This window comes from Mycobacterium sp. 852002-53434_SCH5985345 (genome assembly GCF_001667155.1).
Taxonomy (GTDB): domain Bacteria; phylum Actinomycetota; class Actinomycetes; order Mycobacteriales; family Mycobacteriaceae; genus Mycobacterium.
The window spans coordinates 42,468-58,042 of sequence record NZ_LZIE01000019.1; the positions used below are offsets into that span (position 1 = coordinate 42,468).

The window sequence follows — 15,575 nt, forward strand, 5'->3', positions numbered from 1 at the left end:
GATGCGCGCCAGCGGAACTCAACCGGAGACTGGGTCACGTGTCGCCGTGGCCCGTGCGGGGCACCGGTAAGCGGCGCAACAACTCCCCGACCACGTCGGCACCCTGGATCTTGCGCACCCACATCTCCGGGCGCAGGGTGATCCGGTGCGCGACCGCCGGGACGGCGAGCGCCTTGACGTCCTCGGGGATCACATAGTCTCGGCCGAGCAAGAGGGCGCGGGCGCGGGCGAGTTGAACCAGGTCGAGCTCGGCGCGCGGGCTGGCGCCGACCGCCACCTGCGGATGGTGGCGCGTGGCATTCGCCAGCGACACCACGTAGTGCAACACGTCCTCGTGCACGGTCACCTGCTCGACCGATTCGCGCATCGCGAGCAGGTCGTGCGCATCCACCACCTGATTGACGGTCGGTTCCACCGACCCGCGTTCGAGGCGCCGGCGCAACATCGCGGCCTCGTCACGCTCGGACAGGTAGCGCAGTTCCAGGCGGATCGCGAACCGGTCCAGCTGCGCTTCCGGCAGCGGATAGGTGCCCTCGTACTCGATTGGATTGTCGGTCGCGAGCACGACGAAAGGCTTTGGCAGCTGGTGTGTTTCACCGTCAATGCTGACCTGGCCTTCGGCCATCGCCTCGAGCAGCGCCGCCTGGGTCTTGGGCGGCGTACGGTTGATCTCGTCGGCGAGCAACAGGTTGGTGAAGATCGGCCCCGCCCGGAACGCGAAACGGCCTGACTGCATGTCGTAGATCGTCGAGCCGAGCAGGTCCGCGGGCAGCAGGTCCGGGGTGAATTGCACGCGGGTGAATTGCAGCCCCAGCGCCGCGGCGAACGACCTGGCGATCAGCGTCTTCCCCAGGCCAGGCAGGTCTTCGATCAGAACGTGACCGCGGGCGAGCACCGCGATGAGGATGAGGGTGAGCGCGGAACGCTTGCCCACCACCACCCGCTCGATCTCGTCGAGCACCGCCTCGCAGTGCGCTGTGGTTCTTGCCGCCGGCAGCGTCATACCTGTTCCAACTTTCGCAGAATCTCTTCCAGCGTTGCACGGCCGGGACCGGGTCGCCGGTCGCCGGTCCGCGCGACGTTGTTCGGATTAACCCATTCCCACAGTTCGTCCCCGAACAGCATTTGACCGCCCGTCTGATACGCGACGGGATCTTTGGATCGTCGCTCGCCGGTGGTCATCTCGTATCTGCGCGCGAGCATCGGGCGCAGGTGCCGGTCCCAGTCCACCCGGGTCGACTCCGACCACCGGATCGTCGTCTCGGTGTTGGAAAGCCAACGGCGCAGCGAATCCCCGAGATCGTCGGGATCCGCTTCCGGTTCGGGCCGCATTCCGCGTCCCAGGACGCGACGGACGGTGAGCAGCACCAGAGCCAGGGCGCCACCCGCCGCAACTAGCACCAATTGGCGGTCGTGCTGCATCAGCGCCAGCAGCTCGATTCCGACGATGAGGCAGATGCCCAGGGACAGTGTCTTTTTCATACGGGACTCCGGGAGCTCAGCTCGTCGAGAACCATCTCGAGCACGCGCACCGCCACGTCCCGGTGGCCCTCGTTCATCACGTGCGGGCTGAATCGCGCCTCGGCGAACAGATTCACCAATTGCACGGCGTTATCGGCCTGCAGCGCATGGTGTTCGACCGCCCGGGCCAACACCTCGGTCGGGGTGTCGAAGTCCTGCGGGGCGGCACCGGGCACATTGGCGAGTTCGCGTTCCATCGCCGCATAACAGGCGATGATCGCCTCGCGGGGTTCCCGGCTGAGGTCGGTCATCTCGGCCAGCCCCCGCTCGGCCGCCCGCACCAGAGATTCCGAACGTGTCGGCGGCGCCGGGGATTCGGTGTGATCGTCGATGACGGCGCCCGGCGTCACCGCGCGCCACCGCCGGCGCGACAGGACGACGCTTCCCGTGATGATGATCAGCATCATCGGGACGGTGGCGGCGAGCAGGATGCCGAACATGTCCCCGTTCGCAGAATGCGGCCGCTGCGGCGCCGGGGCGTTGCCATGTTCGGCCGGCGCAGCGTCGGTCGTCTGTGGCGGCTGCGCCTGACCGATACCGTGCGGCGCGAACAGGCGGGACGCCAGCAGCACGATCAGCAGCCAGGCCACGATGACCGCCAGCGCGATCAGCACCACGCGCCAGCTCGGCCGGCCCCTGCCGGTGCCGAGCATCTCGGACAGCTGGCCCGCCTGCGGCGCCGCCGCGCGCGGGTCACGCAACCGCGCGATCACCGCGATCGCCACCAGCGCGAGCGTCACGCCGAGGGCGGCCACCACGAATATCAGCGCCGCACGGCTACCGGCGGCATCGCCGCGCTCCTCGTGGTGGGCGGCGGGCAGGTAACCCCGCAGCGCGGCGGAGACGACGAGCAGCAGCACGATCAGGGCGACGACCCGCCCCGTGGGCTTGTCCATACCGGGCATTGGCACACCACTCGACCGTTGTTGCGGCACTGGCCTTGCCTCATCCTGGCACGTCAGGCAGGGGTTATCCACAGTCGGAGATCCATCCACAAAACCGCGCTCGGGTCCTGGTTTCCAAACACATGTCCGATCGCGTTGGGTTGTGGGGTTCCGGATGAGCGCCGAACAGGCACGAGGGCGGATAGGCGCCGCTCTCGACGTGATCGACGCCGCCCACGAAGTGCTGCGGACGGCCTCATCGGATGGGGTCGGCATCGACTTGCGGGTCGAGGTCGCCGAGCGGCCGGAACTCAGGAACGCAACAACCGGCGGCTGATGTACCGGTTTTTCGCGGAGATCGCCCACCCGCCTCACCCGCCGCTTCCGGCTCGCGGCCCGGATCCGGCCTCGGCGGTCGCCGACCGGCGATCCGGATCCGCCCGATGCGGACGAGGGCTGACGCGCCGCGCGCGTCTCGCCAAGCGGCCCAGCCCGGTGGGACACTACGATTCGTGCCGCCATACCGCGATGTCGCAGCGTTCGACGATCGTGCCGCCGGCTACGACCGCGGGTGGCGCGGGCGGCTGCATCACGAGATCGCCGACCGCACCGCGCAGCTGGCCGTGGCGACGGTAACCGCTCCCGAGTACGTGCTCGACGTGGGGTGCGGCACGGGTTACCTGTTGCAACGGCTGGCTCGCCGCTACCCGAACGCCAAGCACCTGGCCGGGATCGATCCCGCCCCGCAAATGGTCGCGGCCGCAAGGGCCCTCGCGCGCGACCCGCGACTGAGCTTCACTCGCGGAGTGGCTGAGGAGCTCAACTATGCCGACCGCGCCTTCGACCTGGTGGTCAGCACCACGTCATTCGATCACTGGTCCAACCAACTGGCGGGCCTGTTGGAGTGCGCCCGGGTGCTGCGGCCCGGCGGAAGCCTGGTGCTCGTCGACCAGTTTTCGCTGTGGCTGGTGCCGACCCTGGCCCTCGGCCGTCGCGGCAAGGCCCGCACCCGCCACCGCGCCGAGAAGCTGCTGCTGCAGGCCGGATTCCAGTCCCCCAAATGGCAGCGGCTGCAAGCCGTGATCATCAACGCGGTCACGGCGAAGACGCGGGCCTAGTCCGGCTCGAAGGGCCGGAAGCTGCCGTCGAGCACCTGCAGATGGCCGATCGTGCGTCCCGTGACCTTGGCGGGATCGACCAGCGTCAATTCGACTGCCGCTCGGGCGAATTCGTCGGCCGCGGCGGTTTCGTCGAACTCGCGGGCATAGTAGGCCAGCCCCGGCGTGAGGATCGGTTTCGACGGCGACAGGGCATTGACCGCGATGTGGTGATCGGCGAGATCGTATGCCGCGCACTGGGTCAGATGCTCCAGCGCCGCCTTGGATCCGCCATAGCCGGGCAGCACGCCGCCGCTGCGGTCGGGGTACGGCCCGTCGCCGGGGATCCTCGATGCGACCGAGGTGACGTTGATGATCGACCCACCGCCCGCTTCGATCATGTCCGGGCTCACCAGCTGCATCAGCTCGTACGCGGCGAAGACCGCGATCTCGAAATGCCGGCGATACGCGGCGAGCGGAATGCTGACGAATCCCGGCCAGCCGGGTTTGGCGGCGCCGCCCGCCGGCTGGGCGGACTTGACGCGTGGTTCGGAGCCGGGCGCCGGGGGCCTTCCGGGCGCGGTAAAGGCCGCATTGTTCACCAGGATCGTGATGGGCCCCAGGGCTTCTCGCGCCTCACCCACCAGCCGGGCGATGTCCTCACGATCGGTCAGGTCGGCCCGGATCGCCACCGCCCGTCCGCCGGCCGCCTCGATGTCGGCGACCGTCTCTCCGATGGTGCCGGGCAACCGCTCGTCCCATACCTGTTCGGTGCGGCCCGCCACCGCGACGGCGGCGCCCTCCGCCGCGAGGGCCAGCGCGATCGCCCGGCCCAGTCCGCGGCTGCCACCGGTGACGATGGCGGCCCGCCCCGCTAGCCGCCCCGTCATCGCTTCACCCCGTGCACGACGATGGCGGTGGTCTGCTCCACCCATGCATCGTCGAGTTCGTCCTCCGGACGCAGCAGCATGCGCAGCATCGTGGCTCCCCCGATCAACTCGATCAACCGGTCCGGGTCCACGTCCGGATGCGCTTCGCCCCGGTCGACTGCGTCACTCAGCCGCACCCGCACCGTCGCGAACAGGTCCGCGAACCGCGACATCACCCGGGCGTTCAAGGCAGGGTCGGCCGTCATGTCGGCCACCAGGCCCGGCAGGGCGGCGCGAACGACCGGGGTGGTGAAGACGTCGCGCGTGGCCTCGATCATCATGCGGATGTCGGCGGCGATGTTCCCGGCCGGCGACTCCAGCGCGGTGGGCGCCACCGGAAAGGCCGCCTCGTGCACCAATTCGGCCTTGCTCGACCACCTGCGGTACAACGCCGACTTCGTCGTTCCCGCGCGCTCGGCGACCGCCGCCAGGCTCAGATTTGAATAGCCCATTTGGACAAGCAGTTCCGCGGTGGCCGATAGGATGGCCGAGTCGATGCGCGGGTCCCGCGGGCGGCCGGCACCGGGGGCCTTGTCAAGGGCGGACGGGTCTGCTTTCATATCGCTACCTACCGTATCGTAATTGCCGCGCCGAAGTCTCAAAGAGAATCAAGTCTCAAAGAATGGGAGGCACCCGTGGCCAACGAACCCGTGCTGGACAAGGTCGACCGGCTGCAGCGCTCCAGCCGAGACGTCACGACGCTGCCTGCCGTGATGTCCAAATGGCTGTCGACCGTCCTGCCCGCCGGAGCGATGCCGGAGGTGACGGTCGAGAGCGGCGTCGACTCGACGGGCATGTCGTCGGAAACCATCATCCTCTCTACTCGTTGGCAAGAGGGCGGGAAGCCCGTCGAGCAGAAACTCGTGACCAGGGTTGCGCCCGCCGCCGAAGACGTGCAGGTTTTCCCAACCTACCGGCTTGACCACCAATTCGAGGTCATCCGAAAGGTCGGCGAACTCACCGACGTACCGGTTCCGCCGGTGCGCTGGCTCGAGCCGACCGGCGAAGTGCTGGGCACCCCCTTCTTCGTGATGGATTACGTCGAGGGCGTGGTCCCGCCCGACGTCATGCCTTACACGTTCGGCAACAACTGGTTCGCCGACGCCCCCGCCGAACGTCAGCGCGAGCTGCAGGACGCGACCGTTGGGGTGCTGGCCAAGTTGCATTCAATCCCCAACGCGGAGAACACCTTCGGCTTTCTCTCCGACGGCCGAGACGGTTACACCGCGCTGCACCGGCACTTCAACTGGGTGCGGTCCTGGTACGACTTCTCGGTCCCCGACATCGGCCGCTCGCCGCTGCTGGAACGAACCTTCACCTGGCTGGAAGACAACTGGCCGGCCGAATCGGCCGCGCGCGAGCCCGTGCTGCTCTGGGGCGACGCCCGGGTGGGCAACGTGCTGTACCGCGACTTCGAGCCGGTCGCGGTGCTGGACTGGGAGATGGTGACGCTGGGGCCCCGGGAGCTCGATGTGGCGTGGATGATCTACGCGCACATGGTGTTCCAAGAACTAACCGGCCTGGCGGGCCTGCCCGGCCTGCCGGAGGTGATGCGTGAGGACGACGTCCGCGCCACCTATCAGCGACTGACCGGCGTGGAAGTGGGTGACCTGCGCTGGTTTTACGTGTATTCGGGCGTCATGTGGGCCTGCGTGTTCATGCGCACCTGGGCGCGCCGGGTGCATTTCGGCGAAACCGAGAAACCCGACGATGTCGAGTCGCTGTTCTACCACGCCGGGTTGATGAGACGTTTAATCGGAGAGGATCAGTAATGCTCGGACCGCTGGACGAGTTCCCGGTACACCAGGTTCCCCAGCCGATCGCGTGGCCGGGTTCCTCGGACCGCAACTTCTACGATCGCTCCTACTTCAACGCCCACGACCGCACCGGAAACATCTTTGTGATCAGCGGCATCGGCTACTACCCCAACCTCGGTGTCAAGGACGCGTTCTTCCTCGTCCGGCGCGGGGACACGCAGACGGCGGTGCACCTGTCCGACGCCATCGACCAGGATCGCCTCAATCAGAGGGTCAACGGCTACCGGATCGAGGTCATCGAGCCGCTGCGCAAGCTGCGGCTGGTCCTCGACGAAACCGAAGGCATCGCAGCCGATCTCACCTGGGAGGGCCTCTTCGACGTCGTCCAGGAACAGCCGCACCTGATGCGTTCCGGCAACCGGGTGACGCTGGACGCCCAGCGGTTCGCCCAGCTCGGCAGCTGGAGCGGCCGCATCGCCGTCGACGGTGAGGAGATTCCCGTCGACCCCGCGACCTGGCTCGGCAGCCGCGACCGGTCGTGGGGCATCCGGCCGATCGGCGAGCCCGAGCCGGCGGGCCGGCCGGCCGACCCGCCGTTCGAGGGCATGTGGTGGCTGTACGTGCCGATGGCGTTCGACGACTTCGCCATCGTGCTGATCATCCAGGAGGAGCCCAACGGCTTCCGCTCGCTCAACGACTGCACCCGGATCTGGCGCGACGGCCGCGTGGAGCAGCTGGGCTGGCCGCGGGTCAAGATCCACTACCGCTCCGGCACCCGCATTCCCACCGGAGCCACCATCGACGCCACCGCCCCCGACGGCACCGGGGTCCACTTCGACGTCGAGTCCAAGCTGCCGGTGCCCATCCACGTCGGCGGCGGCTACGGTGGCGACTCGGACTGGCTGCACGGCATGTGGAAGGGCGAGAAGTTCGTCGAGCGCCTGACGTATGACATGACCGACCCGGCGATCGTCGCGCGGTCCGGTTTCGGCGTGATCGACCACGTCGGCCGGGCGGTATGCCGCGACGGCGATCGCGAGCCGATGGAGGGCTGGGGCCTTTACGAACACGGCGCGCTGGGCCGCCACGACCCCTCCGGGTTCTCCGACTGGCTCGCCGTCGCCCCCTAGTCAGCCCGCGAACGTCGAGGAGTTCCGGGATTCTCGGGCCATCTCGCACAACAAATCGACGTTCGCGGGTGTCGGGCAATTGCCCGACGAAATCGCGGAAATTGGGGTTGACTGGTGCGCGTGCCAAATCCGCCGTGGATTGTCGACGTTGTCGTGGTCGGCGCAGGCTTTGCTGGAATTGCCGCGGCGCGCGAGCTGGCCCGACAGGGCCATGACGTGGTCGTCTTCGAGGGCCGCGATCGCGTCGGCGGCCGGTCGTTCACCGGCAGCGTGGCGGGCTTGCCCGCCGACCTGGGGGGCACGTTCGTCGGCCCGACCCAGGACGCGGTCCTGGCCCTGGCGGCCGAACTCGACGTCCCCACCATCCCGACCCACCACGACGGCAAGAACGTGATCCACTGGCGCGGCTGGACGCATTCCTATCGCGGCACCATCCCCAAGCTTTCGTTGACCGGGCTGCTCGACATCGGCCGGTTGCGTTGGCAATTCGACCGGATCGCCCGCAGCATCCCGCTGTCGGCCCCGTGGGACGCGCGCCGGGCGCACGAGCTCGACGGCGTGTCGCTCGGCGGCTGGCTGCGCTCGGTACACGCCACCGCGTCGTCGCACGACCTGCTGGCGATCGTGTCCCGGGTGACCTGGGGATGCGAACCCGACGACGTGTCGATGCTGCACGCGGCGCGCTACACGCACGCCGCCGGCGGGCTGGACCGGCTGCTCGACGTCGAAAACGGTGCCCAACAAGACCGTTTTCCGGGCGGCACCCAGCAGATCGCCGAGGCCGCGGCCGCCGAGTTGGGCGCCCGGGTCGTGCTCAACGCGCCGGTCCGCCGCATCGACCGGCACGGCGCAGGCGTAACGGTCACCACCGACGTCGGCCAGGCGGAAGCCGGATTCGTCGTCGTCGCGGTCCCGCCCGCCCATCGCGCATCGATCGAATTCGCCCCTCCACTGCCCGCCGAGTACCAACAACTCGCCCGGCACTGGCCCCAGGGCCAGCTCAGCAAGGCCTACGCGGCTTATTCCACACCGTTTTGGCGGACCAATGGCTTCTCCGGCCAGGCGTTGTCCGACACGGGGCCGGTTTTCATCACCTTCGACGTCAGTCCGCACGCCGACGGGCCGGGCGTACTGATGGGCTTCGTCGACGCGCGCACCTTCGACTCCCTTTCCCCCGAGCAGCGTCGCCATGACACGCTGCGCTGCTTTGCGACGCTGTTCGGTGACGACGCCCTGAAGCCGCTCGACTATGTCGACCACCGTTGGGGCGCAGAACAATTCGCGCCCGGCGGTCCCACCGCCGCGGTCCCCCCGGGCTCGTGGACACGGTTCGGACCGTGGCTGCGCGAGCCGGTCGGCCCCATTCACTGGGCCGGGACCGAGACCGCGGACGAATGGACCGGGTTCCTCGATGGCGCCGTCAGGTCCGGCCAGCGGGCGGCCGCCGAGATCACCGCCTTGCTATGAACTGATCCGCACGTCCTGGCTCACCGACTCGGCGAGTAACCGCAGGTGGCGGTTCACCTCGCGCGGGTGCTCCAGCATCGAGCAGTGACCGCCGGGCAGCTCGACCAGGCCGACGACGTTGGGCGCGGTCCCCGCGATCCTGCGGGCCTGGCTGATCGGGGTCAGCCGGTCGCGTTCGCTGCCGATGACCAGCGTCGGCACCGTCAAACCGTCCAGCTCCAGGTATCGCGACCCCAACGCGGCGACCAGCATCCTGGCGCAACCGGCGCGCCCCGCCGGCGATGTCTGTTCGAAGAACTGGTGGACGATCCTGGCGACGCTGGGGTCGGCTTCCCTGCCCACCGCCAGCATCCCGACCAGGTAGCGGCTCGGGATGCGGGCAGCGGTAGGGATCGGGAACCCGCCGAACGCGTTGATCAGCGCGCGGCCGGCGACCACTCGGGCCGGTGACAGCCCGCGCGGCACCGACAGCAGCTGCACCTTGCGGACCAGATCCCCTGTTGTGGTGTTGATCAGCGCGACGGCGTCGGCGCGACGGCGGACCATGTGGCGGTAGCGCGCCGACCATGCGGCGATGGTGATGCCGCCCATGGAGTGGCCGGCCAGCACGGCGCGCTCGTGCGGCGCCAGCGTCGCATCCAGCACCGAATTCAGGTCGGATGCAAGGTGTTTCAGGCTGTACCCATTACGCCGGGGCATACCGCTGCGCCCATGGCCGCGGTGGTCGTAGGCGATCACCCGGTAGTCGTTGGCCAGGTCCGCGATCTGGTAGGCCCAGGCGCGGATGGTGCAGGTGATGCCGTGCGTCAGGACAATCGGATAGCCGTCGGGCGGCCCGAACACCTCGGCGTGCAACCGTGTGCCATCGGTCGCGTGGACGGCCACCGTCTGGCTCGGGGGCAGCACGTGGGGGTAGGGATCGGCTGCGCGACCCGATCGTCGAGCACTCATCGTCGCCTCCCCCTCCAACGCGGCCTCGTCGCCGCAGTTAAGGACTGGCGCAAGTTTATCCCTAAGGTCCGTTCGGATTCGGTAAATCCGGCAAACCGTTGCGATGTGAGACGCTAACACCCGTGTACCCGATGTCCCGTCGGGAATTCATCGCGGCTACCGCGGGCGTGGTCGGCGGTGGGCTGATGGCCGCCTGCGCGCCGCACCATCCGCCATCCGCGCGGCCGCCCCGGCCGGATACCCGGTCGGTGCTCGTCATCGGCGCCGGGATGGCCGGCCTGTCGGCCGCCCGCGGCCTCGCCGATGCGGGGTGGCCGGTTCGCGTGATCGAAGCCCGCGACCGCATCGGCGGCCGGGTGCACACCGACCGCGACTGGGGCGTACCGCTCGAGATGGGCGCGTCGTGGATCCACGGCACCGCGGACAACCCGCTGGTGCAACTGGCGCGCCGCGCGGGGGCTCAGTTGGTCACGACCGACTATTACAGCTGGGCCAAGCTCGTGATCGATCCCAAACTTCCACCGCTCGACTACGACCCGACACTATGGCGCGTGTTCGTGGAGCGGGCGCGTTACCAAGTCGACGCCGGCAGCCTGGCGGCCGCCGTCAATGCCGCGGCAGGCGGCGAAGCGCTGTCCACCGCGGACCGCGCCCAGTTGGCCTTCTATCTCACCACCGAGATCGAGGACGAGTTCGCTGCCGACGCGGATCAGCTGTCCGCCATCACCTTTGACGAGGGCGACTACAGCGGCGGCGATCAGGTTGTCATCACGAACGGCTACGACGCCCTGCCGAAGCTGCTCGCCGACGGGTTGCGGGTCGAGTTGAACGCGCCGGTGACGGCGATCGCGCAACGCGACGACTCCGTCGTGGTCCGGACCAAAGATCGGACTTACCAGGGACCCGCCGCAATCGTCACCGTTCCGCTCGGCGTGCTGAAAGCCGGTGCTATCGCTTTCGATCCGCCCCTGCCCGACCCGTACCGCCGCGCGGCCGACGCCCTGGGCTTCGGCGTGCTGTCGAAGAGTTTCTTCCGGTTCAACCGGCGCGGCTGGACGGTGGACAACGCCTTCTATCAATACCTCGCCGCCGACGGCGGCCCGTGGGCCCAGTGGTTCAGCCTCCCGGCGACCGCGGGCCCAATCATATTGGCATTCAACGCCGGTGGCCGCGGCCGCGCCGTGGAGGCCTCCTCGCCCAGGGATCTGATGGCAACCGCGCTGCCGATCGCTCATCGGCTGTTCGGCGATGACATCTCCCCGGTCGAGGTCAAGACATCGGACTGGAGCGCCGACCCGTATGCGCGCGGCGCCTACTCTTTTCACGCCCCCGGCTCCGGCCTGGATGACCGGCGCCGGCTGCAGGAACCGATCAGCGACCGGCTTTACCTGGCGGGCGAGGCGGTCGGCGTCAACAATCCGGCCACGGTGCACGGCGCCATGGCCAGTGGCCGGTATGCCGCCGAGCAGTTGATGCGCCGGCTGGGCCGTTAGGAAGCCAGCCCGCGGAGCCCAGTCGACGCGTCCCGCTGCGGTTCCTGCTGCCGGGACGGGCCCGACACCAACCGACGGCGAGCCGTTGCGACGCCTTCGATATGCGCGAGGGCCGCAGGGACCGAGTCGGCGATGGGCAGGCCCAGTTCCGGCAGGACCCGGGTCAGCCGGCGCAGCGCCACGCCGCTGACGATGCTGCACCGCAGCCCGGCCCGCCGATGCTCCTCGCTGAGCACCAGCAGCTCTCGCAGGCCCGAGGCGGCAAGGAAGTCCAGACCGGCGAGGTCGAGGACCAACGGGGCCCTGAGCCGCGTAAAGCGGCGAATGGCCTCGGCGATGAGGGCGGTGTTGGATGCGTCGACCTCGCCTTCGAGGCGCAAGATGGTGGCCACACTACGGGCGTGAACCTGGATTTGCGCTCCGGCGCAGTCGATTTGGTAGCGGCTGCGAGGTTCTCCGAGCAGCCCGGGTGTATGTCGGTCGGGTGTACGAAGTTCGGTTGAAGCAGTCATGTTGAGTGCGCCCTTCAAGGGGATTGGAGTAGCAGGGCGAGCGACGACGGTGTCCGAATGGCGCCCGTTGGTAACGGCAGCTGGGGACTCAACCTGGCTACAGCCTACCGGGTGTAGCGGCCGCCCGTACGCACAAGCGACGCCGCGCGCCCACCAGGCGATCCGGAATCGGCACTCAACCAGGCGGTTTCGCTTCGACTCTGGGTGCGGAAAACACCTTTCGGCGTGTTGGTCACAGTGACATGACGCGAAGGCAAAGTCGGGTGAACGCAGTGGGCCTGACCTGGGGTTTAGCGGCCTATCGGCGTCACGGCCCTGCGGTCAGGTGCCGGAGCGTGGTGTGCGGGCTATGGCCGTACGTCTGCCGGTACAGCACCGCGAACCGGCCGGTGTGCGCGAACCCCCAGCGCTGGGCGATTTCCGTGACGGTGGTGTCGGAGTGCGCCGCGGCCAACAGCTCTTGATGGGCGCCATTGAGGCGCACGCGGCGAATGTATTCCGTTGGGGTGCTGGCGAGTTGGCGGCGGAACAGGTACTGCACAGCCCTGGGGGTCAAATGCACGGCGGCGGCGACGTCGTTGATGCTGACGTCCTCAGCGGCGTGACGATGGATGAAAGACACTGCGTCCTTCAGCGTTTCGGGGATTGCGGGCTCGTTGGCCAGGTCCTGCTCGGTGAGGTTGGACGGGTAGCACTCGAGCAGCGCACCGGCCAACAGCGGACCAAGCCCCGCCACGATGAGTGGCTGGTGGGCGGTGTCCGGGCCGGCGAGCGTCGACGCGACGTGGTCCAGCGTCCGATGCCACGCCCGCACGGCCGCGCGCGAGCGCGGGCGCCAGTCCAGGAAGTGGAGCCGTTGCGGTAAGGGCGCGCGGCCACCCGCGGCGACCTTGTGCAGCAGGTCCGCAGCGACGCTCACCACGTCGAACCGCGCACCATTGCACTGCAACACGCACGACATGTCATGGGCGACCAGTATCGGGAAGTCCGCTGTGGCGGGGGGACCGCCCGCAACGTTCATCGACCCCGCGCGAGGCTGGATAACGGCGACCGCGTCGGAGGCCGGAATCTCCACCGCGACGCGACCCTGAATCGTCACGTCGTCGACCGTCAACGAACCCGCTTCGCAGCGCCGATGGGAAACGGCCGAGCGTCCCGTGAGCCCGGTGATGCGCCAGCCGGGATGGTAGGCCCTGGCAAAGAATTGGCGCGCGGTCTGCGCATCGATGGTTCGGAACTGGTCGTGCCGAAGCGCTGCCGCCGACCCGCCCGCATCGCCCGCGAGTTCAGCGCCGACTACGGCTTGGCCCGCTCCGGACGGTGGTCCGACTGCACCGGCGAGCACGCCGGTGCCGGCGTTGTCGGTGGCGCTCGTCATGGTCGTCATAGTTGGCGTCCCCAAAGGGCTACGGTGTCATCATTGCATCACCGGACACCGGATGACTGCAAGCGTTGCGGTGCCGAACACGGGGCCCCCACCTGTTGGTAGATGTTCTGCGAGTCAAGGGCAATCCTGTCCCAGGCGTAACGGGACAACGCGCGGCTGCGGCCCGCCGCGCCCATGCTCTCGCACTGGAAGCTCTGTGCCAGAAGGCTCCTCAAGGCAGCTGACAAGCTGCCGGGAGTTTCCGACGGGAGCACCAGCCCGGTGACATCGTCGACCACGGCGTCCTTGAGCACCCCGACTCCGAAGGCCACCACCACCACGCCACTGGCCATCGCTTGCAGCACCGATGTCGCGCGCGGTGGCTGGCACGGCGTGCACGCGACCACGTCCGCGGACCGCAGCAGCATCGGGAGTTCGTCACCGGCGACGGTGTGCGCGAACCGGACTCGCTCGGCCACCCCCAACTTGGCGGCCTGCTGTTGCAGCCTGGCCCGCGCCCCGTCGTGGTCGGGGTTGGTGGGCTCGGTCTCAGCAATCACCAACTCGGTGGCCGGGATCCTGGGCAGCGCCTCGACGGCGATGTCGAAGCCGTTGCACGGCATGGGGTTTGGCGCGAGGCAGAGGACGCGATGCAGGTCGGTCCGGGCCAGTGCCGGGCCGCGGGAGTTGTATCGCTCCACGTCGACCCCGCTCGTCAGAGCGGAAACCCGGGCCCGGCTGCGACGCATCCGGCTCAGGGCATCGACGTCGTCGGCGCTCTCCCCCGTCACCCACGTCGCGCTGTGCGCCAGTAGCCGTTCGAATCGAATCCGTTCGCTGTTCGGCCCCGGTCCGGCGGCGCCGCCGCGCCCAGACGTGGCGGCCAGACCCAGAAAGCTCTGGACGGTCGGCACCTTTAGCCGCCGCGCGGCCAGCTGGGCGGCCAGGCCGCCGAGCCACCCGTACGCGTGCACCACGTCGGGGGCCTCGGCCGACCACTGGCGGGTGAGCGCGGACGCCCAGTCGCCGATGTAGGGCAGCACCTCCGAGGAGGAAGTTGGTTCGCGGGGGCCGACGGTCACCACTACGGTGCGGTTTCCCGTCGCTCGGCGGGCTTTGCGCCGGGCGAAGCCGGTGACGTCGTGGCCGCGGGCCGAAAGGGCGGCGGACAGTTGCTGTGGGTCGTCGCCGACGATGTCGTCGCCGCTGACCATCGCAATTCTCACGTCAAGCCCCCTTTCGCCGCCTTTGGCGTGGTGGCGTACCCGGCCCAAATATCGGCAAAACGGCGTCGCTTCACCTAGCGCGTTCCCATTTCGCATGGCGGATAACCACGGCGCGGCCTGGATAAAAGGGGAGCGCTGGCCGGCTGTGCCGCGGCGGTGGTCTGTTTTCGACGGTGCTGAGTGATCTGCCGACCGATTCGTCGTCCATCCGAGGCCCGTCGCATCGAGCGTGGCCGAAGGACTTGGACGTTACTCGCGGTCGTCAGAAGCGATTCTCGCGACCGACCAGCGCCCAGACCGTCTTGCCCGTCGACGTTGGGGCGCTGCCCCACGTCCGGCACAGGGCGGAGACGATCGCCAGGCCGGACACGACCTCGGCTCCGCGCTCGGCGTCTTCGTGCCGGCCGGGCAGGCGGTCGCTGCAATCCTCCACCGCGACGGTCACGGCGTCGGAGAAACTTTCGACGATCAGCACCGGCGCACTGTCGGTGTGGTCGAGGACGTTTTCGACGAAGACGGTGGCCACGGTGGACGCGACCGGAGTCGCCCCGCGGCATCCCCATTCGGTGAGCCAATCAGTGATGACGGCGCGGGCAAGGCCGAGGCTGCCGGGCGAGCGCGGGAGTTCGGTGCGCGCCCGGCGCCGACGCTGCAACGAGCGACTGCTCACGGCACCCAGCGCCGACTCCCGGGTGGGATGCACCGGCACATAGCGGCACACGCCGGCCGCGATGACCGCCCGCCGCGCCTTCGGTTGTGCGCAGACGAGCGAAATCGGGACGTCGGGCCAGATGCTGACGTGCCATCGGGCGCTGGTGAAAACCGTCCAGGCCGAGGCCGTCGGCACGGACAGCCGGTCGACATCGACGATCACCGCGCGCGGCTGGTCCAGGGCGGCCTTGATGACGGCGTCGCGGACGGTTCGATACGTGGAGCTGTCCAGCACGCCCTCTACTGCCAGGATCGGCACCTCCTGCCGCGCCTCGGCGTCAATGCGGATGCGCGGCTCAATCACCGTCGTCACCGCCGTGTTGCGCGTTCGCCGACAACCTCTCGCTGAGCACTTTCAGCGCCCGTTCGGTTTCTTCGGCGCGACAATCGCGCCTTTTCCTGCAGGCTGCGCAGCGCCACCCACAGGCGCCGATAGCTACCACACCGCGCAGGTCGCCCCTGTCGCTCGTCGCTGTAATCATTGCCCCTCGACTACCCGTATCAATGCCAGGTAACCCACCTCAGCGAGGG

At 68.7% G+C, this 15,575-nt stretch carries 16 protein-coding genes; 6 read left to right on the forward strand and 10 right to left on the reverse strand.

Going from position 1 to position 15,575, the window contains the following annotated elements:
* Positions 1 to 34 precede the first annotated feature (34 nt).
* The 3 genes from A5756_RS02905 to A5756_RS02915 are packed head-to-tail and all read right to left on the reverse strand — an operon-like array spanning position 35 to position 2,426.
* Positions 35 to 1,003, reverse strand: a complete 969-nt coding sequence (locus A5756_RS02905) for a MoxR family ATPase (protein ID WP_066946650.1) — start codon at positions 1,001 to 1,003, stop codon at positions 35 to 37.
* A complete protein-coding gene (locus tag A5756_RS02910; RefSeq protein WP_066946654.1) occupies positions 1,000 to 1,482 on the reverse strand; it encodes a hypothetical protein in 483 nt (160 codons plus the stop codon). Before A5756_RS02910 ends, A5756_RS02905 begins: the two co-directional genes overlap by 4 nt.
* Positions 1,479 to 2,426 (reverse strand): DUF4129 domain-containing protein, encoded by a 948-nt coding sequence (locus A5756_RS02915; protein ID WP_066946659.1) that lies wholly within the window; start codon positions 2,424 to 2,426, stop codon positions 1,479 to 1,481. The genes A5756_RS02910 and A5756_RS02915 overlap by 4 nt, the downstream gene beginning before the upstream one ends.
* Before the next feature lie 154 nt (positions 2,427 to 2,580).
* On the opposite strand from A5756_RS02915, the gene A5756_RS26170 reads away from it, so the two are divergent.
* Positions 2,581 to 2,742, forward strand: a complete 162-nt coding sequence (locus A5756_RS26170) for a hypothetical protein (protein ID WP_197505728.1) — start codon at positions 2,581 to 2,583, stop codon at positions 2,740 to 2,742.
* 175 nt (positions 2,743 to 2,917) lie between these two features.
* Complete coding sequence (locus A5756_RS02920) at positions 2,918 to 3,523, forward strand: class I SAM-dependent methyltransferase (protein WP_066946664.1); 606 nt, start codon at positions 2,918 to 2,920, stop codon at positions 3,521 to 3,523.
* On the opposite strand, the gene A5756_RS02925 is transcribed toward A5756_RS02920, so the two are convergent.
* The gene (locus A5756_RS02925) at positions 3,520 to 4,392 is read right to left on the reverse strand and encodes an SDR family NAD(P)-dependent oxidoreductase (protein ID WP_066946667.1); all 873 of its coding nucleotides are present in this window, start codon (positions 4,390 to 4,392) and stop codon (positions 3,520 to 3,522) included. The two genes, A5756_RS02920 and A5756_RS02925, sit on opposite strands and share 4 nt — an antisense overlap.
* Entirely contained in the window at positions 4,389 to 4,991 is a 603-nt protein-coding gene (locus tag A5756_RS02930) for a TetR/AcrR family transcriptional regulator (protein WP_066946671.1), read from the reverse strand. The genes A5756_RS02925 and A5756_RS02930 overlap by 4 nt, the downstream gene beginning before the upstream one ends.
* A 75-nt stretch (positions 4,992 to 5,066) precedes the next feature.
* Here A5756_RS02930 and A5756_RS02935 point away from each other — a divergent pair, with 75 nt between their 5' ends.
* The 3 genes from A5756_RS02935 (at position 5,067) to A5756_RS02945 (ending at position 8,785) form a co-directional block, all read left to right on the forward strand.
* The gene (locus A5756_RS02935; RefSeq protein ID WP_066946675.1) at positions 5,067 to 6,203 is read left to right on the forward strand and encodes a phosphotransferase family protein; all 1,137 of its coding nucleotides are present in this window, start codon (positions 5,067 to 5,069) and stop codon (positions 6,201 to 6,203) included.
* Positions 6,203 to 7,318: a hypothetical protein gene (locus A5756_RS02940; RefSeq protein WP_066946679.1), complete on the forward strand. Its 1,116-nt coding sequence runs from the start codon at positions 6,203 to 6,205 to the stop codon at positions 7,316 to 7,318. The genes A5756_RS02935 and A5756_RS02940 overlap by 1 nt, the downstream gene beginning before the upstream one ends.
* Before the next feature lie 120 nt (positions 7,319 to 7,438).
* The gene (locus A5756_RS02945; protein ID WP_066946804.1) at positions 7,439 to 8,785 is read left to right on the forward strand and encodes a flavin monoamine oxidase family protein; all 1,347 of its coding nucleotides are present in this window, start codon (positions 7,439 to 7,441) and stop codon (positions 8,783 to 8,785) included.
* On the opposite strand, the gene A5756_RS02950 is transcribed toward A5756_RS02945, so the two are convergent.
* Positions 8,780 to 9,736, reverse strand: coding sequence for an alpha/beta fold hydrolase (locus A5756_RS02950; protein WP_066946684.1), 957 nt, complete (start codon positions 9,734 to 9,736; stop codon positions 8,780 to 8,782). The genes A5756_RS02945 and A5756_RS02950 overlap by 6 nt on opposite strands.
* A gap of 131 nt (positions 9,737 to 9,867) precedes the next feature.
* Between A5756_RS02950 and A5756_RS02955 the strand changes: the two genes are divergently transcribed.
* Positions 9,868 to 11,229: an NAD(P)/FAD-dependent oxidoreductase gene (locus A5756_RS02955; protein ID WP_066946689.1), complete on the forward strand. Its 1,362-nt coding sequence runs from the start codon at positions 9,868 to 9,870 to the stop codon at positions 11,227 to 11,229.
* Here the strand turns inward: A5756_RS02955 and A5756_RS02960 are convergent.
* The 4 genes from A5756_RS02960 to A5756_RS02975 all read right to left on the reverse strand — a co-directional run bounded on the left by A5756_RS02960 (position 11,226) and on the right by A5756_RS02975 (position 15,348).
* Positions 11,226 to 11,741, reverse strand: a complete 516-nt coding sequence (locus A5756_RS02960) for an STAS domain-containing protein (protein WP_082959974.1) — start codon at positions 11,739 to 11,741, stop codon at positions 11,226 to 11,228. The genes A5756_RS02955 and A5756_RS02960 overlap by 4 nt on opposite strands.
* Positions 11,742 to 12,048: 307 nt before the next feature.
* Positions 12,049 to 13,128 (reverse strand): helix-turn-helix transcriptional regulator, encoded by a 1,080-nt coding sequence (locus A5756_RS02965; RefSeq protein ID WP_066946694.1) that lies wholly within the window; start codon positions 13,126 to 13,128, stop codon positions 12,049 to 12,051.
* A gap of 38 nt (positions 13,129 to 13,166) precedes the next feature.
* On the reverse strand, positions 13,167 to 14,333 hold the full coding sequence (locus tag A5756_RS02970) for a glycosyltransferase (protein ID WP_066946698.1): 1,167 nt from the start codon (positions 14,331 to 14,333) through the stop codon (positions 13,167 to 13,169).
* 262 nt (positions 14,334 to 14,595) lie between these two features.
* Positions 14,596 to 15,348 (reverse strand): STAS domain-containing protein, encoded by a 753-nt coding sequence (locus tag A5756_RS02975; protein ID WP_066946813.1) that lies wholly within the window; start codon positions 15,346 to 15,348, stop codon positions 14,596 to 14,598.
* Positions 15,349 to 15,575: the final 227 nt, after the last annotated feature.